The following is an 18,572-nucleotide window of genomic DNA, read 5'->3' as shown; positions in this document are numbered from 1 at the left end:
CAAACCTAATGAAGAAAAGAGTCCTACTCACGTTAATCTTATCATTTGCACTTGTACTATCAGCTTGTGCCAATAAAAGTGAAGATGACAATGATCAAGATTCACATAGTAATGCTCATGCACCTAAAAATGCTAAGCAATTAAAAGAAAAAGATATTTTCACTTCTAACAAAAAGAATGCAACAATAAGTGAAGATGAAATGAACAAAGCACTTGAAAAATATTTACAAGTCAATAGCGATATTCTTGATAATAAGTACGTTATCCAACACCAATTAGATCGTCAAAGTGATAGCAGTAAAAAGATTACTAAAAAACAATCAGATCGTTTAAGTGAACTATCTAATTTGGCTGTTAAAAACGACTTACACTTCAAAAAATTCGTGAATAATAATAAAATTCCAAATGAATATAAAGATCCAACCAATCGTATTATCAAATATTTCAAAGCATTAAATAGTACTATTGCTGATGTCGATGAAGAGATTGAACAATTAAACTATCAACCTCAAAATTCAATCAATGTTGTTGATGTGCCAACTAACTATGCAGGCGATGTAAATAAAAAACAACAAGATAAAATCAAATCATTCTTGGATAAGAAAAATATCAAGACAGATGTTTTTGATAAATAGTAAATAAGCTTCTATTCGGTAAGTTTCATTATGAAAACTAATCGAGTAGAAGCTTTTTGTATGCTGTATTTATTTGGTTATACGCATTTATCGTAACATTGACATCATTACAATACTTAGTCACACTAATAAATGAGCAAAATTTTAAAAACAACATATATTTATAGGAGTGAGAACATGAAACGTCGCGTAATTTTTGTGATTATTGCAATTTTATCAACTGTTGCTACAATCATTATGTGCGCTAAGCATCCGACAGGCCCACATACAATAAGCTTAGATAAACCTGCAGAACTTTGGACTGCTATTGGTACTGTAGTTGCATTTGCGCTACCTGCACTTATTTTAAGTATTTTCAATCATCTTACTACTAGAATTATATCTAGCGTTCTACAAATTATTGCAATTGTACCTTGGTCTGGATTAGCTGTTGTCGCATTTATCCTAGAAGACTATTCAGTCGGTATTACTGCTGCAATTTCTGTTATTTTAATTATTATTAGTACATTCGTCACTTTAATTGTAGGATATCCCAAACAGAAGAAACAAAATTCATAAAACAAGACACCCGGCTGTCTTAATTTATAAAAAAAGTGAAATGCGTTTGTATTATACACGCATTTCACTTTTTTTATTATATTTCAATCAAATATGGCTTACAGTTTTCAACGTTAGCAGTTAATGCTTCGTCTTTTGTTAGTTGCTCTAAATAAACAAATAGACATCTAATAACAACTTGATGCGCTACAATAACAATCTCTTCTGCCTTTTCATCTACAATCGTATCGAAAAACATCGAAACTCTATCATAAACATCTTGATAACTTTCTCCTTCAGGTGCTTTTTGAGTAAAGCTATGGCGAAAATCTTTGTAATTATCGTCATTAAAATATTTATAAAAATGCTGATCTTCCGAAACCTCTTTTTTAAATTTACCTTCAAATACACCTAATGATCTCTCTTTAAGTAAATCTGTAGAAGTCGTAGGAATATTGCATGGAAATATTGCTTCATATGTTTGCTGTGTTCTCAATAAACTTGATACGTACACATGGTCAATCGTTTTATTCGCAAAGTAACTTACTAATGCTTGTGCACTTTCAGTCCCCTTTTCAGTTAATGGCACATTAAGTTGACCACAGAAATAAGGTTCTCCGTGCTTATTATCATAATTTGATTTAGATTCACCATGTCTTACTAAATATACTTTCACATTAATTCCCACCCTAATTTGCTTAACTTGATTTACTTAATAATAAATTAATTGATAGACCAATCAAAATAATACCTACTGCATAATCAAAAATTGCTTTAATTTTCGGATTACTGAATAATAATTTAATATATTGGAATATGAATACACAAAATAAAAACCAACAACATACGACTAACACTACAGATAAGACTAAAACTGCTACTTGAGATGTCATATGTATATTTCCTTGTGATAAAAATTGAGGTAGTATACTCACGTAATAAAGTAATGCTTTAGGATTTAATATGGTGCTTAAGAATCCTTGTCTATACGATGAAAGATATGAAACTTTGTTTAAATCTTGCTTTTGATCATTAAAAGACATGGATTGACGTGCTGATAAAATAGAACGAATACCTAAATAAATTAAGTAACACGCCCCAAATATTTTAATTAATAGAAAGACGTAATATAAACTTGTTAATATGTATATAATTCCGAAAATAGCTAAACTCGCATAAACAATATGACCAGTCGTAATGCCCAATGCAGCTAACATACCATTTCTTTTTCCAGAATGGACAGTATTCTTCATGACAATTAGAAAATCTGGTCCTGGTACAATAATCATTAATAGTGAAATTAAAATAAACGTTACAATACCTTCCAAGATGAATCCCTCCATAATAGTATCCTATCAATAGCCGTATAAACATACAACAGAACGAAAAATATTGAGAATAGACTAACAATTTATGTATATAAAATTAATAGAATTAAACATATTCAAATGTGATTGCATAATTAAAATTAAATGTGTACAACGAAAAAATATTAATAGAATTAAGTTGTTTTAATTGGTATTTTAATTTAATTCATGATACTATGTACATGTAGTTATTAAGTAACTACAAAGTCTTTTATATTCATGAACATAATACTCCTGGATGGCGTTACCCAGCGTCATCCTCTTTTTATGCAAAAATTTAAGTGATATTGCAATTTGCATTTTATAAATTATTTAAAAATCATTTACTTTATTTATTAACTATCTTTTAGGGTACAAAATAAATGAGGAGGGTTTTTATGAAAACACTTATTATAATATTAGGCATACTAGTTATGTTGTCATGGAGTTACCTATTCTATGTATTTAAAAAGAAGGGTTATAGCCAACAATCAATTAGAATTCAAAATATTATCCTTCTTTCTTGTCTTTTAACACTTCTAATGACCATTTTAGCAAGCATATACGTAGAATAATAAACTGATACTTACAATTCCAAAATAAAATGATATACAAAAATAGAGATGTCCTTATTTTCGAAGGTCATCTCTATAACTATATTTCAATTATTTTTTTCTTAAGGCTTTTAAGATTAAAGAAACTACAAAAATTAAAATAATTGAACCTAGTAATGCTGGGAAGATATAAATTCTACCTAATTCTGGACCCCAATGTCCAAAAATCATTGATCCAACCCAAGCACCAACGATACCAGCAATAACATTACCTAAAATACCTCCTGGGATATCTTTACCAAGAATTGCGCCTGCAATCCAACCGATAAGACCACCTACGATGATCATTCCTATTAGTCCAAACATGTATCTTCACTCCCTTCAATATGTAATTATTATATTGTCTACTTAAGGTGTATACCCCATATTCACTATTCGAAACGAATTTGGATAAAAATTTATTAAATTCAGTAAATAAATAGATATTTATTGATTGATTCTTATTAATCATTAGTTTAAAATTTTTAATTGCGATTAATTTAACAAAAATAAATAACTACTAACTAAATGGGATGGTTGTTAACATAATGATTATGGGAGGATGCATTATATGAAGAAAAATAAACTATCCTTTTTTAAAATATGCTTCGATGTGTTGAGTGCTATTTCAATTATTCTAATCCTATCTATTATTACACTTAACTTCTTTATCAAAGGTCATTTACACGGTCAGTTTGAAATCGGATTTCATGTGGAAAGCAAACAAATATATTTAATGACATTTTTAATTCTATTAATTATTTGTAGCAGCTTAACTTCATATATTATTGGCCATGTTAGTAAGAATAAATAGGAAAAAGCTATGGTTATGACATTTATTATCAAGTGTCTTAACCATAGCTTTTTTGATGATTTATATTTGACTTTATTCAGGAATAAATACTTCTGCTTCACTATCATTTGGATAGTAATATCCGTTTGGAATACATTGCAATTCTATCAATAAGTTCCATTCTGTTTTTAAATAGACACTACTACTCTTTTCGCTATCTTCATATCTAGAATTATCATGTTTTTCTGATAAAGGTATTGCTCCTGCTTCTACTGCTTGTTTGATTGCTACATCCATATCTTCTACAAAAATTGAAATATGATTGAAACCCAAATCTTCTAATCTTAATGGTGATTTTTGATCACTATTTTGAATTTCAAACATTTCTATATTGGCACCATTACCTATGACAATCATTCTTTGCTTTATAATTTCTGCTCCTTCTGATAAACCAAGCATTCTCTCAACCTCTTTACCCTTACGAGGTTCGTCATCATAAGTTAATCCATCATAAGCAACTTTTGCTCCAAATGCATTTTTTAAAAATTTTGTTGCTTCATCGATATTGGGAACAGTTAAACCTACATGATTAATACCTTTAATATTATCCATCAACAATACTCCTAACCGTATTTTTTATTAACTCGTTACTTCTAATAACAAGTTGTAACAAGCGATTTAATTTACTTTACTCTACTTAATTCCCCCTATTTAATGGAGCATATTCATTGATAAGATTTTTAATAATATTAAGATATTACTTACCTATCTTTTCTAAATCATTCGTACATTGCCTTATCTCTAGTTTTAAAAAACACAAAAATAACCCCGTAAGCCTTAAGCCTACGGGGTTTGACAATAAATTATATATTATTGTTCTTCTTTAACATATGGTAATAAAGCCATATGACGTGCACGTTTGATAGCAGCTGTCAACATACGTTGATATTTAGCTGAAGTACCAGTTACACGACGTGGTAAAATTTTACCGCGTTCTGAGATAAAACGTTTTAATAATTCAGTGTCTTTATAATCGATATGAGTAATACCATTTGCTGTGAAATAGCATACTTTTTTACGACGACGTCCGCCTCTTCTTGGTCCACCTGCCATGGTTAACTGCCTCCTTTTAATTTATTTTTTAATTAGTTATTTTTTAGAATGGTAAATCATCATCACTAATATCAATAGGTCCGTTTGCATTTGCAAATGGGTTATCTGATTGATTTGAATTAGATTTAGATGAATTGTTGTTATACGAAGTATTTTGTCCTGATTGTTGACCACCGAATCCTTGACCGTAGTCTTGGAATTCGTTGTTTTGTGAACGTTGGCCACCGCCGTTTTGTGAATTCTTAGGTTCAAGGAATTGAACACTGTCACAAACGACTTCAGTTACAAAGATACGACGACCTTCTTGATTTTCATAACTACGTGACTGTATGCGACCATCAACGCCAGCTAAACTACCTTTAGATAAGTAGTTATTTACATTTTCTGCTTGTCTTCTAAAAACAACACAGTTAATGAAATCTGCTTCGCGTTCCCCTTGAGCATTCGTGAAAGTACGATTAACTGCTAGAGTAAATGTCGCTACACTTACGCCTGAGGGAGTGGTTCTGTATTCTGGATCTTTCGTCAAACGACCTACTAATACAACTCTATTTATCATTTAAACGCCCCCGTCCAATTATTACTTATCTTGGTCTTCACGGATAACGATGTAACGAATGATATCGTCATTGATTTTAGCTAAACGTTGGAATTCGTCAGTAGCTCTATTGTTATCTGATTTGATACGTACGATGTTATAGAAACCTTCTTTGAAATCATTGATTTCATAAGCTAGGCGACGTTTACCCCAGTCTTTTACTTCTAAAACTTCTGATCCTTCTGAAGCTAAGATACCGTTAAAGCGTTCTACAACTGCTTTTTTCGCATCTTCTTCAATGTTTGGACGTACGATGTACATAATTTCATATGTTCTCATTGTATATTTGCACCTCCTTGTGGTCTATACGGCTTACCATCATTTTTGTGATAAGCAAGGAATAATTTTCATTACTCACAATCAAGAATTATAGCACAGAGTATTACTTTTTACAATCATATTTAATAATACATAGTCCTTAAAAATTATCATTAGCTTTGTAACTGACAGTTATCCATTAATTTAGAATGCCCGCACACTTATTTTTTGTATAAATTTTTTAATAACTTTTTATAAAAATAAACATTAATCTACATAGTAAAATTTATCGGTATATTGTGCAATTTTTATCATTGTAAATAGAATTTAATTGTAATAATATCATTGTTACGTTTTTAATTTAATTGCATTTAATTTTTATAAACAAAGGAGTACATATATGTTAAAGAAAGTATCATACTCGGTGTTAGCCGCATCGATGTTAACTACAATTTCAGGTATCAATTTATCATACGCTGACGAAAATTCAAAAAATACTGATGACAATAAAAATGAAAAAGGCACAATGGGTTATGGTTATCAACAATATATGAAAAAACATCCAGAAAAAGCTGAAAATAAAACACAAAATCGTTCTACTTTTTCAACTAAATCTCGTGCAGCAACAACAAATAATGGTGAGCGAGTATTAGATATTTCTGAATGGCAAGGTAATTTGACTGACGCTCAAGTCAAACAATTAAAGAAAAAGTATGACTTTATAATCATTCGAGGACAATACGGATCTGAATATGTCGATAAATGTTTACAACATAATTCTGAACTATTAGATAAGAACAATATGAAGTTTGGTGTTTATTCGTATAGTATGTATGAAAATGCTGACGATGCTCGCTACGAAGCGAAAATGTTATATAATCGTGCGCCAAAAGCTGAATTTTATGTTAATGACTACGAACAACAAACTGTTACTTCTGGCGATGCTAATACCGCCACAATAGCATGGGCTAACCAAATGAAAAAATTAGCTGGCGATAAAAAAGTTCTATTCTACTCTTATGAGAATTTTATGGTAAACAATGTGGCAAATGCCGTTAGTTCATACGATGGTTACTGGTTAGCGTCATATCAAGCTCAAGAACCAACTCGCGAAAAAGTACTTTGGCAATATACTGATAGCTTCTACTCACCAGAGTTAAACCAGAACGTAGATGCTAACTATGTAGATTCAAACGTAAACACAAACTGGTTTACATCGTAAATTTTTATAAAAAGCACTTCACAAATACGAACACTTGTTCTATAATAATGTTGAGGTGTTAAACATGAAATTGAATTTAGATTGGGATAAAGACTTTCAAGAGTTTCAAGATATATTAAATTGTGGTTTACACCCAGAATGGTTGTATAATGCTAAAGCAAATATGATTTTAGAGCCTGCCTATACTGGTGAAGGTAAACAATTTTTTAGAACAACAGATATTATTAAAGCAAGCGAAACTATTCCTTTCTTTTAAAATAAATTATCTTTAAATCAAGCAATGTAGTCTGTCACTAAGCAACTCCGACCTAGCACTACATTGCTTTTTTTAATATTAAAAAACTACTCTAGATATTCTAGAGTAGTTATAATCCCTATTATTTAACGTTTATACATTAAATCTGAAGTGGACAATGTCGCCATCTTGCATGATATAATCTTTACCTTCTAAGCGTTGTCTACCCGCTTCTTTAGCACCATGTTCTCCACCATGTTCAACGTAATCACTATAACTTGTTACTTCTGCACGAATGAAACCACGTTCGAAGTCAGTATGAATAATTCCGGCACATTGAGGTGCTGTCATTCCTTGTACGAATGTCCATGCACGTACTTCTTGTACACCAGCAGTGAAGTATGTTGATAATCCTAATAAATCATAAGTTGTACGAATTAAACGATCTAATCCTGGTTCTTCGATACCTAAATCTTCTAAGAACATTTCTTTATCTTCGTCATCTAATGTTGCTATTTCTTCTTCGATTTTCGCACTAATTACAATTACTTCAGAATCTTCTTGTGCAGCATAATCACGAATTGCTTTAACTTTATCGTTTTCTTCATCGCCAATTTCATCTTCACCAACATTAGCAATATATAACATTTTTTTAGAAGTTAATAATTGTGCTTGGTTAACCCATTTTTGATCTTCATCATTGAATTCAATACTACGTACTGGTTTACCTTCTTCTAATGTTTCTTTGATTTTTGATAAAATGCGTAATTCCATTTCTGCTGTTTTATCTTTTTGTCGAGCCATTTTTTCAATCTTAGGTAAGCGTTTTTCTACTGATTCTAAATCTGCTAATACTAATTCCATGTTGATAACTTCAATGTCATCTAATGGATTTACTCGTCCAGAAACGTGAGTAACATTTTCATCATCAAACGCACGTACAACTTGGCAAATTGCATCTACTTCTCTAATATGTGATAAGAATTTATTTCCTAGACCTTCACCTTTTGACGCACCTTTAACAATACCAGCAATATCCGTGAATTCGAATGTTGTCGGAATCGTTTTCTTAGGTTGAACCATTTCTTCTAATTTTAACAAACGTGAATCCGGAACTTCTACGATTCCTACGTTTGGATCAATTGTTGCGAATGGGTAGTTCGCCGCTAAAGCCCCCGCTTTAGTAATTGCATTAAAAAGTGTAGACTTCCCTACGTTTGGTAAACCTACAATACCTGCTGTTAAAGCCATTAATCATTCTCCTAACTTTCTGTATCTTGATTGGATACTAAAATTTTCTTTAATTTTTTATTAAACGTCTGACGTGGAATCATAATACTACGATGACAATTTTCACATTTAATTCTAATATCAGCGCCCATTCTTATGATTTTAAAACGATTTGTTCCACATGCATGTTGTTTTTTCATTTCTACTATATCATTTATTCCGTAATTTGACGTCATGAAATTACCTCCAATGATAACTAGCCACGTTTTTGCTCATCGTATGGGGCAAAAATAGGTTTAGGCATCTTAATATTTTCTCTAACAAATAATCGTTGTACTTCTTTTCTAATAATTCTTCCTCCAGATGCACCTTCGCCTGGTATTGTTTCAGCAGAAATTCTAATAGTAACTTTATTATTATCTATAGAATCAATACCTTCTACTACTGGGTCACTCACAAATAAGTAATATTTACTTCTAAGTGATTGGAATAATTTATTTAACTCTTTCTCAACGTGATCTAAATTTTCTTCTACTGAAACTGGTATAGCTACAATTGATGTACCATTAGTAATAGAAAAATTAATAATTTCACCCATACTACCATTTGGCAAGATTGTTAATTCACCAGAAATTGTATTAATACGTGTTGATCTAAGCCCGATAGATTTTACAGTTCCCTCAGCGACTGTAGTACCACCGCTATTGATTTTAACATAGTCACCAACATCAAATTGATTTTCAAATATAATGAAAAATCCAGTTATGATATCTTTAACTATTGTTTGCGCACCAAAACCAACTGCTAGCCCTACTACACCAGCACTGGCTATAATGCCTTCAACACTGATACCAAATTTACTTAAAATTGTAGTAATAACAATAAACCAAACTATATATTTCACTACATTTTGCACGAGTGATATTAATGTATTGGAACGTTTTTTATTTCCTTTTTTACTTTTGTTTTGAATTTTAAATCCTTGTTCTATAACTTTGTTCAAAATACTTATTACAATAATAGCAGCTATAATATAAATCAAAATCGTAATTATTTTAATAGCTAAGTTTTCATATGTTTCTACTTTTGTAAGAGGTTCTAATAAAGAAGAAAGGATATGTTTGACTTGATTCATTGTGTAATTACCTCCTCATCTCAATCATTTCATAATTAAATCATTATATCTTAAAATCACGATTTTTTAATCGGTCTACGGTTTTATAAGCTCTAATATATTGCAGTTTAATTATTTTAATCATTACGATTCATCAAAATTTTGATTAAGTTGTTTAATTAACAACTTAAATTCTTCTTCTGATTTGAATTCAAATGTGATTTTTCCAACACTCTTTTTAGTTGATATATCAACTTTAGCACCATATTGTTCTTTGAGTTCTCTTTCTTGTTTTTGAATAAATTTAGGTTTATTTAATTTAGTTTCGTCTGTATTTGTCTTTGTGGAGTTTTGGTTTAAATAATCATTGATATAACTTTCTAAGTATCTTACACTCCATGATTCTTTAGCTGCTTTTTTAGCTACTGATTTCATTTTTTGAGGAGATTTTAAACCTAATAGTGTACGTCCATGGGCTCCAGATAATTCACCATTTCTCACCATCTTAGCAACATCAGTAGGAAGTTTTAATAATCGCAACATGTTGGCAATATATGGACGTGATTTAGCAAGTCGTTGAGCTACTTCTTGTTGTGTTATATTTAAATCTTCCATAAGTTTCTTATAACTTTCAGCTTCTTCAATCGCGTTTAAATCTTCTCGTTGTAAATTCTCAATGATGGCTAATTCCATCATATCTTCATCGGATAAATCTTTAACAATTGCAGGAATTTCAGTTAAACCTAATTGTTTGGATGCTCTAAAACGTCTCTCACCTACAACAATATAGTAACCTTGAACAGTTTTTCTTAAAACAATAGGTTGTAATACACCATGTTGTTTTATCGATTGTGCCAAATCATTTAATTTATACTCATCAAATGTTTTTCTCGGTTGATAAGGATTAGTTTTGATTAATGCTAATGAAACGGAATGTATATGTTCATCTTTGTTTAATTTTAATCTTTGATCTTCTTGATGAGCCATTTTTTCACATCTTTCTATATGAATTTAATGCTTTGATATTGATGTATATCGTATCTCTATTCATTTTAAAAATTTACATCTTTTTTCACAAGTAGTAATGATAACTTACAAGAAATTCTTTTCATGTTTTTAACTATGTCATCAGCGAAACGTTAATATCTGAATTTATTTTTTAATCTAAATTTTCAGAAAAATTGTTGACAAATGATTCTACTATATGTAAGCTATGTATTAACAATTACAAAACGAAACATTTTACACACTATAAAAAGGAAAGTAAAACTTACACTGCTTATACAGAGAATCTTCACACGCTGAGAGAAGATATTGAAAGAAAGTTTGAAAATGGCCTTGGAGTGTTGATGCCAATACGAGGTATCAACGGGTTCGCCCGTTATAGCGATACAGTATTAACATTTTGTTAAATGGCGTACTGGAATTTCTAGACGCACATTTTATCGTTAATACTCATTTCTTCAGTTTGAATTAATGAGTTTTTTTAATGATAATTTTGTGATTCTTATTATTTATCAGTGCCTCTTATTTTAACAAAATGGTGTACTGATAGAGGTTACTTTAGCAATAAAGTAGCAAACAAAGGTGGTACCACGAAACTAAAGCTTTCGTCCTTTACATCCGAATCTATCGGGTTTAAAGGACGGAAGCTTTTTTATTTTAATTAAGGAGGGTCTAGTAATGAAGGATACAGAACTAGCACAAATAGCTTTAACTAAAGATCATACAGGAGCTATCGCAAATCCAATATACTTATCAACTGCTTACCAACATCCTCAACTAGGTCAGTCAACAGGTTATGACTATACAAGAACTAAAAATCCTACTCGCTCAGCATTTGAAGAATCATTCGCTAAATTAGAGAAAGGCATTGCATCATTTGCAACATCTAGTGGAATGGCTGCGATTCAATTAGTTTGTAATTTATTCAAACCAGGAGATGAAGTCTTAGTCGCTTTTGATTTATACGGCGGTACTTTTAGATTATTTGATTTCTATGAACAACAATATGGCGTGAAGTTTAAATACGTTGATTTTCTAAATTATGAAGAAGTTGAAAAGGCAATCACACCACAAACGAAAGCACTTTTCATTGAACCTATTTCAAACCCGCAAATGATCGATATTGATGTCACACCATATTACGTATTAAGTAAACAACGTCATTTACTAACAATCATTGATAATACGTTTTTAACGCCATATCTCTCAACACCATTAGAAGAAGGCGCTGATATTGTTTTACATTCAGCAACCAAATATATAGGCGGACACAATGATGTTTTAGCTGGTGTAGTAACAGTTAAAGATGAAAGTTTAGCTGAAGAACTGGGACAATTTCATAATATGATAGGTGCTACCCTTTCCCCTTTAGACAGTTATTTATTACAAAGAGGGCTTAAAACATTACATCTTCGTATTGACCGTTCTCAAGAAAATGCTAAAAAATTAGCTACTAAATGCCAGAAATTAGAAGCAATTGACGAAGTACTATATAGTGGTCGCACTGGAATGTTAAGTTTACGCCTCAATAAGGCGTTTAGCGTCCCTAAATTTTTGGAAAATTTAGATATTTGCATCTTTGCTGAAAGCTTAGGCGGTACTGAAACATTTATTACATTCCCCTATACCCAAACTCACGTTGACATGCCTGACGTAGAGAAAGATAAACGTGGTATCGATGAACAGTTAATTAGATTATCAGTCGGAATAGAAGATTATAACGATATTGAAGCAGATATTATTCAAGCTTTAGCGCATTCAAAATTAGGAGTGATTTCATGAATTTATCAATAGATACTGAAGTGATTTTTGATGAACGACGCGGAAAAGATTATATTTCAGCAAATCCACCTTACTATGATTCATCAACATTTCACCAAGATCAACTTGGTGGCAATCAACTATATGACTATGCAAGAAGTGGTAACCCAAACAGAACAATTTTAGAGGAAAAATTGGCACACTTAGAAAATGGAAAATATGGATATGCTTTTGCTTCTGGCATAGCAGCAATATCTGCAGTTTTACTTACTTTAAAAACTGGTGACCATGTCATATTACCTAATGATGTATATGGTGGTACTTTTCGCTTAACAGAAGATATTTTAAAACGATTTAATATCGAATTTACAACAGTAGACGCTACGCATTCAGAAAATATTAAAAAAGCTGTTCAACCTAATACAAAGTTAATTTATGTAGAAACACCATCTAACCCCTGTTTTAAAGTGACAGATATAAGAGCCGTTGCAAAAATAGCTAAAACACATCAGTTATTACTGGCAGTTGACAATACATTTATGACACCACTAGGTCAATCCCCTCTAGAACTTGGTGCAGATATTGTCATTCACAGTGCAACCAAATTTTTAGGTGGGCATAGCGACCTACTTGCTGGTGCAGTTATCACTAATCGTGAAGATGTAGCTGACGCATTATATTTAATACAAAATGGCACTGGAAATGCCTTATCCTCATATGATAGTTGGACATTAGCCAAACATCTTAAAACATTTCCTGTCAGATTCAAACAATCTGTAACAAATGCAGAAAAGCTTGTAACATTTTTAAATCAAAGAGATGAAATATCTGAAGTATATTACCCAGGAAATAACAAAATACATCTTAAACAAGCTAAGACCGGTGGAGCAGTTATTGGCTTTAGGTTAAAAGATGAAACAAAAGCACAAGCATTTGTAGACGCCCTTACTATCCCACTCGTGTCAGTTAGTTTAGGTGGTGTTGAGACGATATTATCTCATCCTGCCACAATGTCACATGCAGCAATACCAGAAAATATTAGAAACGAAAGAGGCATTACATTTGGATTATTCCGCTTAAGCGTAGGATTAGAAAATCCGGATGAGCTCATTGCTGACATCAACTACGCTTTAAAGGAGGCATTTAATGAGTCAATTCCTGAAGAAATTACAGAACAACGTTTTAGTAGCTGACGGTGCAATGGGAACTATTCTTTATTCCGAAGGCTTGGACACTTGCCCTGAAGCTTATAACTTAACACATCCTGAAAAGGTTGAACGTATCCATCGATCCTATATAGAAGCTGGCGCTGATGTTATTCAAACCAATACGTATGGAGCCAATTTTGAAAAGTTAAAAGTCTTTGGTTTAGAACATAAAGTTAAAGAAATTCACAAAGCCGCTGTCCAAATTGCTAAAAAAGCCGCAAACAATGACACTTTCATATTAGGAACAGTTGGTGGCTTTAGAGGTGTTAAACAAGATGAATTAAGTCTTTCAACAATTCAATATCACACGGAAAATCAAATAGATACTTTAGTAGATGAAGGTGTAGATGCCCTATTATTCGAAACTTATTATGATTTAGAAGAATTAACAGGCATTATCGTTTCTACTAAAAGAAAATATGACATTCCAATCGTAGCGCAATTGACCGCTTCAAATACAAATTATTTGGTAGATGGAACACCTATCAACGATGCGTTAAAACATCTTGTAGAATGTGGTGCAGATATTGTAGGACTCAATTGTCATCACGGTCCACATCATATGCAACGTTCATTTTCACATATTGAATTACCTAATAATGCTTTTCTTTCCTGCTATCCGAACGCAAGCTTATTAGATATTAAGAATAGTGAATTTAAATATAGTGATAACGCTCAATATTTTGGTGATATAGCTCAAGAATTAATTCACGAAGGTGTGAGATTAATAGGTGGTTGTTGCGGTACCACTCCTGAACATATTAATTACATTAAAACATCCGTGTCTAATTTAAAACCGGTCAATCATAAAAACGTTATACCAATTCATAAGAAAGTTAATCGCGAGAAAGATATTAGTTTCAAACAGTCTCTGACTTCAAAGGTCAAACAAGGACCTACAGTTATAGTCGAACTTGATACACCTAAACATTTAGACACTGAACAATTCTTTAATAATATTGGCAAACTAGATGATGCCGATATTGATGCTGTCACTCTAGCAGATAATTCATTAGCTACTGTTCGTGTTAGTAACATTGCTGCAGCAAGTATTATCAAACAACGATTCAACATTGAACCGCTAGTTCATATTACTTGTCGTGACCGAAATCTAATAGGCTTACAATCTCATCTATTAGGCCTCTCATTAATTGGCGTAAATGAAATTTTAGCCATTACAGGTGATCCTTCCAAAGTCGGTCATTTACCAGGAGCTACTAATGTCTATGATGTTAACTCAAAAGGTTTAACAGAAATCGCACTTCGCTTTAACCAAGGTATTAACACAGATGGTGATGCGCTGAAGAAACATACGAACTTTAACATCGCCGGAGCATTTGATCCGAATGTAAGAAAACTTGATGGAGCAGTTAAACGCCTTGAAAAGAAAGTAGCAAGTGGTATGAGCTACTTCATAACACAACCTGTATATAGTAAAGAAAAGATTAAACAGGTCTATGAAGCTACGAAACACTTAAACACACCTTTCTTTATAGGTATTATGCCAATCGCAAGTTATAACAATGCTCTATTTTTACACAACGAAGTACCTGGCATAAAAATGTCAGAAGATGTACTTAATCAATTCAAAGCAGTTAAAGATGATAAAGAAAAAACAAAAGAACTTAGCCTTAGACTTTCTAAGGAACTTATCGACACGGTACATGAATACTTTAATGGATTGTACATTATCACACCTTTTCAAAAGGTCGATTATTCATTAGAACTAGCAGCATATTCAAAATCTATTACCACTCATAAGGAGGCAATATTATGACAACAATTAAAACATCAAACTTAGGATTCCCAAGATTAGGTAGAAAAAGAGAATGGAAGAAAGCTATCGAGAGCTATTGGGCTCAAAAAATTGATAAACCAACTTTAGATCAAACACTAACTGACTTACACAAAGAGAACCTTTTACTACAAAAAAATTATAATTTAAACAGTATTCCTGTAGGTGATTTCTCTTTATACGACCATATCTTAGATACATCATTATTATTCAACATCATTCCTGAACGTTTCCAAGGCAGAGAAGTCAACGATGACTTGTTATTTGATATTGCACGTGGTAATAAAGAACATGTCGCAAGTGCCTTAATTAAATGGTTTAACACAAATTATCACTATATTGTACCTGAATGGGATAACGCAGAACCAAAAGTAAATCATAATGTATTATTAGAACGATTTAAATATGCACAATCAATTAATGTTAATGCACACCCTGTTATTGTAGGACCGATTACTTTTGTGAAATTATCAAAAGGTGGTCACCAATCTTTTGAAGAAAAAGTAAAAACGTTACTTCCATTATATAAAGAAGTACTACAATCACTTGTTGACGCCGGCGCTGAATATATCCAAGTTGATGAGCCAGTCTTGGTTACAGATGAAAGTGAAAGTTATGAAAGTATTACTAAAGAAGCTTATGATTATTTTGCAGAGGCAAGTTTAGGAGAAAAATTAGTTATTCAAACATATTTTGAGCGTGTAAATCTTAAATTCTTAAGTTCATTACCAGTTGGTGGTTTAGGATTAGATTTCGTTCATGATCATGGATTCAACTTAGAACAAATTAAAGATGGTGAATTTGATAAGAATAAAACTTTATACGCAGGTATTATCGATGGCCGAAACGTTTGGGCTGCTGATATCGAATCTAAAAAATCACTTATCGAAACATTACAACAATATGCACAAAATATTGTTATTCAACCATCATCTTCATTATTACACGTCCCTGTTTCATTAGATGACGAAACACTAGATGAATCTATTGCTGAAGGTTTAAGCTTTGCGACTGAAAAATTAGATGAATTAGACGCTTTACGTCGTGTATTTAACGACAATGACACTACTAAATTTGATGAATTTAAATCTCGATATGAACGATTCCAAAGTCAGTCATTTAAAAACTTAGAGTATGATTTTGATAGTGTTCCAACACAACGCCAATCACCATTCTCACAACGTAAGCAAGCACAATACGAAAGATTAAACTTACCAGATTTACCAACAACTACTATCGGTTCATTCCCACAAACACGAGAAGTTCGTAAATTCCGTGCTGATTGGAAAAATAATCGTATTTCAGATGAAGCTTATAATGAGTTTTTAGAAAATGAAATTGCACGTTGGATTAAAATTCAAGAAGATATCGGTCTTGATGTACTTGTACATGGTGAATTCGAACGAAATGACATGGTTGAATTCTTTGGAGAAAAATTACAAGGATTTTTAGTTACTAAATTTGGTTGGGTTCAATCATATGGTTCACGTGCTGTAAAACCACCAGTTATTTATGGCGACGTAAAATGGACTGAGCCACTAACAGTTAAAGAAACTGTTTATGCTCAAAGTTTAACTGATAAGCCGGTCAAAGGTATGCTTACTGGTCCAGTTACAATTTTAAACTGGTCATTTGAACGTGTAGATATCCCACGCAAAACAGTACAAGATCAAATCGCCCTAGCTATTGATGCTGAAGTATTAGCATTAGAAGAAAATGGTATTAAAGTAATCCAAGTAGTCGAACCAGCTCTACGCGAAGGTTTACCGCTTCGTTCTGAATACCATGAACAATATCTTAAAGATGCCGTACATTCATTTAAATTAGCAACATCATCAGTCAAAGATGAAACACAAATTCATACGCATATGTGTTATTCTCAATTTGGTCAAATCATTCATGCCATCCATGATCTAGATGCAGATGTGATTTCTATTGAAACATCTCGTAGTCATGGTGATTTGATTAAAGACTTTGAAGATATTAATTATGACTTAGGTATTGGTTTAGGGGTATATGATATCCATAGTCCTCGTATTCCTACAGAAAATGAAATTACAACTGCTATTAATCGTTCTTTACAGCAAATTGATCGCTCATTATTCTGGGTGAACCCAGACTGCGGATTAAAAACACGTAAAGAAGATGAGGTTAAAGAAGCACTAACTGTACTAGTTAACGCTGTAAGAAAGAAACGTGAAGAAAATAATGCTACAACAGCATAAAATAAATTAAGGGTGATGCTTATGACAAACTATCCTTTATGGGATCAATTAAATCAATTGAAAGAATCAACATGGGTCGATTTAACACATACTTTCGACCCTGATATTCCAAGGTTCAGTGATTTTGAAAAAGGTGAAGTATCTACATTATTTACAGTTAAAGAACATGGTTTCTATGTGCAAAGATGGAATATTGTAACCCAATATGGTACACACATAGACGCGCCTATTCATTTTGTTGAAAATCAAAGATATCTTGAGGAATTAGATTTAAAAGAATTAGTATTACCATTGATTGTCTTAGATTTTTCAAAAGAAGTTGCAGAAAACCCAGATTTTATTGTAACTCGTGAACATTTAGAACAGTGGGAAGCTGAAAATGGTCAAATTGAAGATGGCACATTTGTTGCACTGCGCACAGATTGGTCTAAACGTTGGCCAGATATTGAAGCATTTGAAAACAAAGATGAAGATGGTAATCAGCATTTACCTGGTTGGGGCTTAGACGCACTCAAGTTCTTAATTGAAGAACGTCATATTAAATCAGTTGGCCATGAAACACTTGATACTGATGCTTCAGTTGATATTGCCAAAAATGGCGATATTGTAGGAGAACGATATGTTTTAGGGAAAGATACATTCCAAGTCGAATTATTAACTAACCTAGATCAATTGCCTACACGTGGTGCCGTCATTTATGCAATCAGCCCTAAACCTAAAGACGCACCTGGTTTCCCAGTTCGCGCATTTGCGATAAAGCCCTAGTAAGTATAGAGCCCCCCTATTCTATACTTAAGCATTGACACATATCCAAAATAACGATAAAACACCCCCTAATATAAATCATGCAACGGGTAACGTACTATTTAAAGTGCGCTCTACCCGTTGCATTTTTAATTACATC

At 32.2% G+C, this 18,572-nt stretch carries 20 protein-coding genes and 1 other annotated feature; of the genes, 9 read left to right on the top strand and 11 right to left on the bottom strand.

Annotated features, from left to right (window positions below; translation table 11 throughout):
- The first annotated feature begins 8 nt into the window (after positions 1-8).
- On the top strand, positions 9-635 hold the full coding sequence (locus tag GVY01_RS11845; protein WP_017638451.1) for an NDxxF motif lipoprotein: 627 nt from the start codon (positions 9-11) through the stop codon (positions 633-635).
- A gap of 177 nt (positions 636-812) precedes the next feature.
- Entirely contained in the window at positions 813-1,193 is a 381-nt protein-coding gene (locus tag GVY01_RS11840) for a hypothetical protein (protein WP_017638452.1), read from the top strand.
- 76 nt (positions 1,194-1,269) lie between these two features.
- Here GVY01_RS11840 and GVY01_RS11835 read toward each other — a convergent pair whose 3' ends face one another.
- The 7 genes from GVY01_RS11835 to rpsF all read right to left on the bottom strand — a co-directional run bounded on the left by GVY01_RS11835 (position 1,270) and on the right by rpsF (position 5,894).
- Positions 1,270-1,848 (bottom strand): histidine phosphatase family protein, encoded by a 579-nt coding sequence (locus GVY01_RS11835; RefSeq protein ID WP_017637488.1) that lies wholly within the window; start codon positions 1,846-1,848, stop codon positions 1,270-1,272.
- A 22-nt stretch (positions 1,849-1,870) separates the two neighbouring features.
- Positions 1,871-2,500 (bottom strand): LysE family translocator, encoded by a 630-nt coding sequence (locus tag GVY01_RS11830; protein ID WP_017637489.1) that lies wholly within the window; start codon positions 2,498-2,500, stop codon positions 1,871-1,873.
- A 683-nt stretch (positions 2,501-3,183) separates the two neighbouring features.
- Positions 3,184-3,438, bottom strand: coding sequence for a GlsB/YeaQ/YmgE family stress response membrane protein (locus GVY01_RS11825; protein WP_017637491.1), 255 nt, complete (start codon positions 3,436-3,438; stop codon positions 3,184-3,186).
- A 559-nt stretch (positions 3,439-3,997) separates the two neighbouring features.
- A complete protein-coding gene (locus tag GVY01_RS11820; RefSeq protein WP_108017011.1) occupies positions 3,998-4,516 on the bottom strand; it encodes a VOC family protein in 519 nt (172 codons plus the stop codon).
- Between the two features lie 258 nt (positions 4,517-4,774).
- Positions 4,775-5,017, bottom strand: a complete 243-nt coding sequence (rpsR, locus tag GVY01_RS11815; protein WP_002451519.1) for a 30S ribosomal protein S18 — start codon at positions 5,015-5,017, stop codon at positions 4,775-4,777.
- Positions 5,018-5,060: 43 nt separating this feature from the next.
- The gene (gene ssb, locus GVY01_RS11810) at positions 5,061-5,576 is read right to left on the bottom strand and encodes a single-stranded DNA-binding protein (protein ID WP_017637494.1); all 516 of its coding nucleotides are present in this window, start codon (positions 5,574-5,576) and stop codon (positions 5,061-5,063) included.
- Between the two features lie 21 nt (positions 5,577-5,597).
- Complete coding sequence (rpsF, locus tag GVY01_RS11805) at positions 5,598-5,894, bottom strand: 30S ribosomal protein S6 (RefSeq protein ID WP_017637495.1); 297 nt, start codon at positions 5,892-5,894, stop codon at positions 5,598-5,600.
- A 379-nt stretch (positions 5,895-6,273) separates the two neighbouring features.
- On the opposite strand from rpsF, the gene GVY01_RS11800 reads away from it, so the two are divergent.
- Together GVY01_RS11800 and GVY01_RS11795 are read left to right on the top strand one after the other, a co-directional pair.
- Positions 6,274-7,095, top strand: coding sequence for a GH25 family lysozyme (locus GVY01_RS11800; protein WP_017637496.1), 822 nt, complete (start codon positions 6,274-6,276; stop codon positions 7,093-7,095).
- A gap of 64 nt (positions 7,096-7,159) precedes the next feature.
- A complete protein-coding gene (locus GVY01_RS11795; RefSeq protein WP_017637497.1) occupies positions 7,160-7,351 on the top strand; it encodes a hypothetical protein in 192 nt (63 codons plus the stop codon).
- A 132-nt stretch (positions 7,352-7,483) separates the two neighbouring features.
- Here GVY01_RS11795 and ychF read toward each other — a convergent pair whose 3' ends face one another.
- The 4 genes from ychF to GVY01_RS11775 all read right to left on the bottom strand — a co-directional run bounded on the left by ychF (position 7,484) and on the right by GVY01_RS11775 (position 10,661).
- On the bottom strand, positions 7,484-8,581 hold the full coding sequence (gene ychF, locus GVY01_RS11790; protein ID WP_017637498.1) for a redox-regulated ATPase YchF: 1,098 nt from the start codon (positions 8,579-8,581) through the stop codon (positions 7,484-7,486).
- A gap of 11 nt (positions 8,582-8,592) precedes the next feature.
- A complete protein-coding gene (locus tag GVY01_RS11785; protein ID WP_017637499.1) occupies positions 8,593-8,796 on the bottom strand; it encodes a DUF951 domain-containing protein in 204 nt (67 codons plus the stop codon).
- A 20-nt stretch (positions 8,797-8,816) separates the two neighbouring features.
- Complete coding sequence (locus GVY01_RS11780) at positions 8,817-9,695, bottom strand: mechanosensitive ion channel family protein (protein WP_017637500.1); 879 nt, start codon at positions 9,693-9,695, stop codon at positions 8,817-8,819.
- A gap of 123 nt (positions 9,696-9,818) precedes the next feature.
- Positions 9,819-10,661, bottom strand: coding sequence for a ParB/RepB/Spo0J family partition protein (locus GVY01_RS11775; RefSeq protein WP_017637501.1), 843 nt, complete (start codon positions 10,659-10,661; stop codon positions 9,819-9,821).
- A gap of 255 nt (positions 10,662-10,916) precedes the next feature.
- Positions 10,917-11,295 (top strand) — a binding site (T-box leader).
- Between the two features lie 62 nt (positions 11,296-11,357).
- Here GVY01_RS11775 and GVY01_RS11770 point away from each other — a divergent pair.
- The 5 genes from GVY01_RS11770 to GVY01_RS11750 are packed head-to-tail and all read left to right on the top strand — an operon-like array spanning position 11,358 to position 18,433.
- Complete coding sequence (locus GVY01_RS11770; protein WP_108017012.1) at positions 11,358-12,461, top strand: PLP-dependent transferase; 1,104 nt, start codon at positions 11,358-11,360, stop codon at positions 12,459-12,461.
- Entirely contained in the window at positions 12,458-13,633 is a 1,176-nt protein-coding gene (gene metC, locus GVY01_RS11765; protein ID WP_017637503.1) for a cystathionine beta-lyase MetC, read from the top strand. Before GVY01_RS11770 ends, metC begins: the two co-directional genes overlap by 4 nt.
- The gene (locus tag GVY01_RS11760) at positions 13,587-15,425 is read left to right on the top strand and encodes a bifunctional homocysteine S-methyltransferase/methylenetetrahydrofolate reductase (protein WP_029056599.1); all 1,839 of its coding nucleotides are present in this window, start codon (positions 13,587-13,589) and stop codon (positions 15,423-15,425) included. The genes metC and GVY01_RS11760 overlap by 47 nt, the downstream gene beginning before the upstream one ends.
- Positions 15,422-17,668, top strand: a complete 2,247-nt coding sequence (metE, locus tag GVY01_RS11755; RefSeq protein WP_159333778.1) for a 5-methyltetrahydropteroyltriglutamate--homocysteine S-methyltransferase — start codon at positions 15,422-15,424, stop codon at positions 17,666-17,668. Before GVY01_RS11760 ends, metE begins: the two co-directional genes overlap by 4 nt.
- A 21-nt stretch (positions 17,669-17,689) precedes the next feature.
- Positions 17,690-18,433 carry a cyclase family protein gene (locus GVY01_RS11750; protein ID WP_017637505.1) on the top strand — a complete coding sequence of 248 codons (744 nt, stop codon included), beginning with the start codon at positions 17,690-17,692 and terminating at the stop codon, positions 18,431-18,433.
- Positions 18,434-18,572 lie beyond the last annotated feature (139 nt).

Source organism: Staphylococcus sp. 8AQ, assembly GCF_902506595.1.
GTDB lineage: Bacteria > Bacillota > Bacilli > Staphylococcales > Staphylococcaceae > Staphylococcus > Staphylococcus pasteuri.
This window is presented reverse-complemented; position numbering and strand designations above follow the sequence as displayed.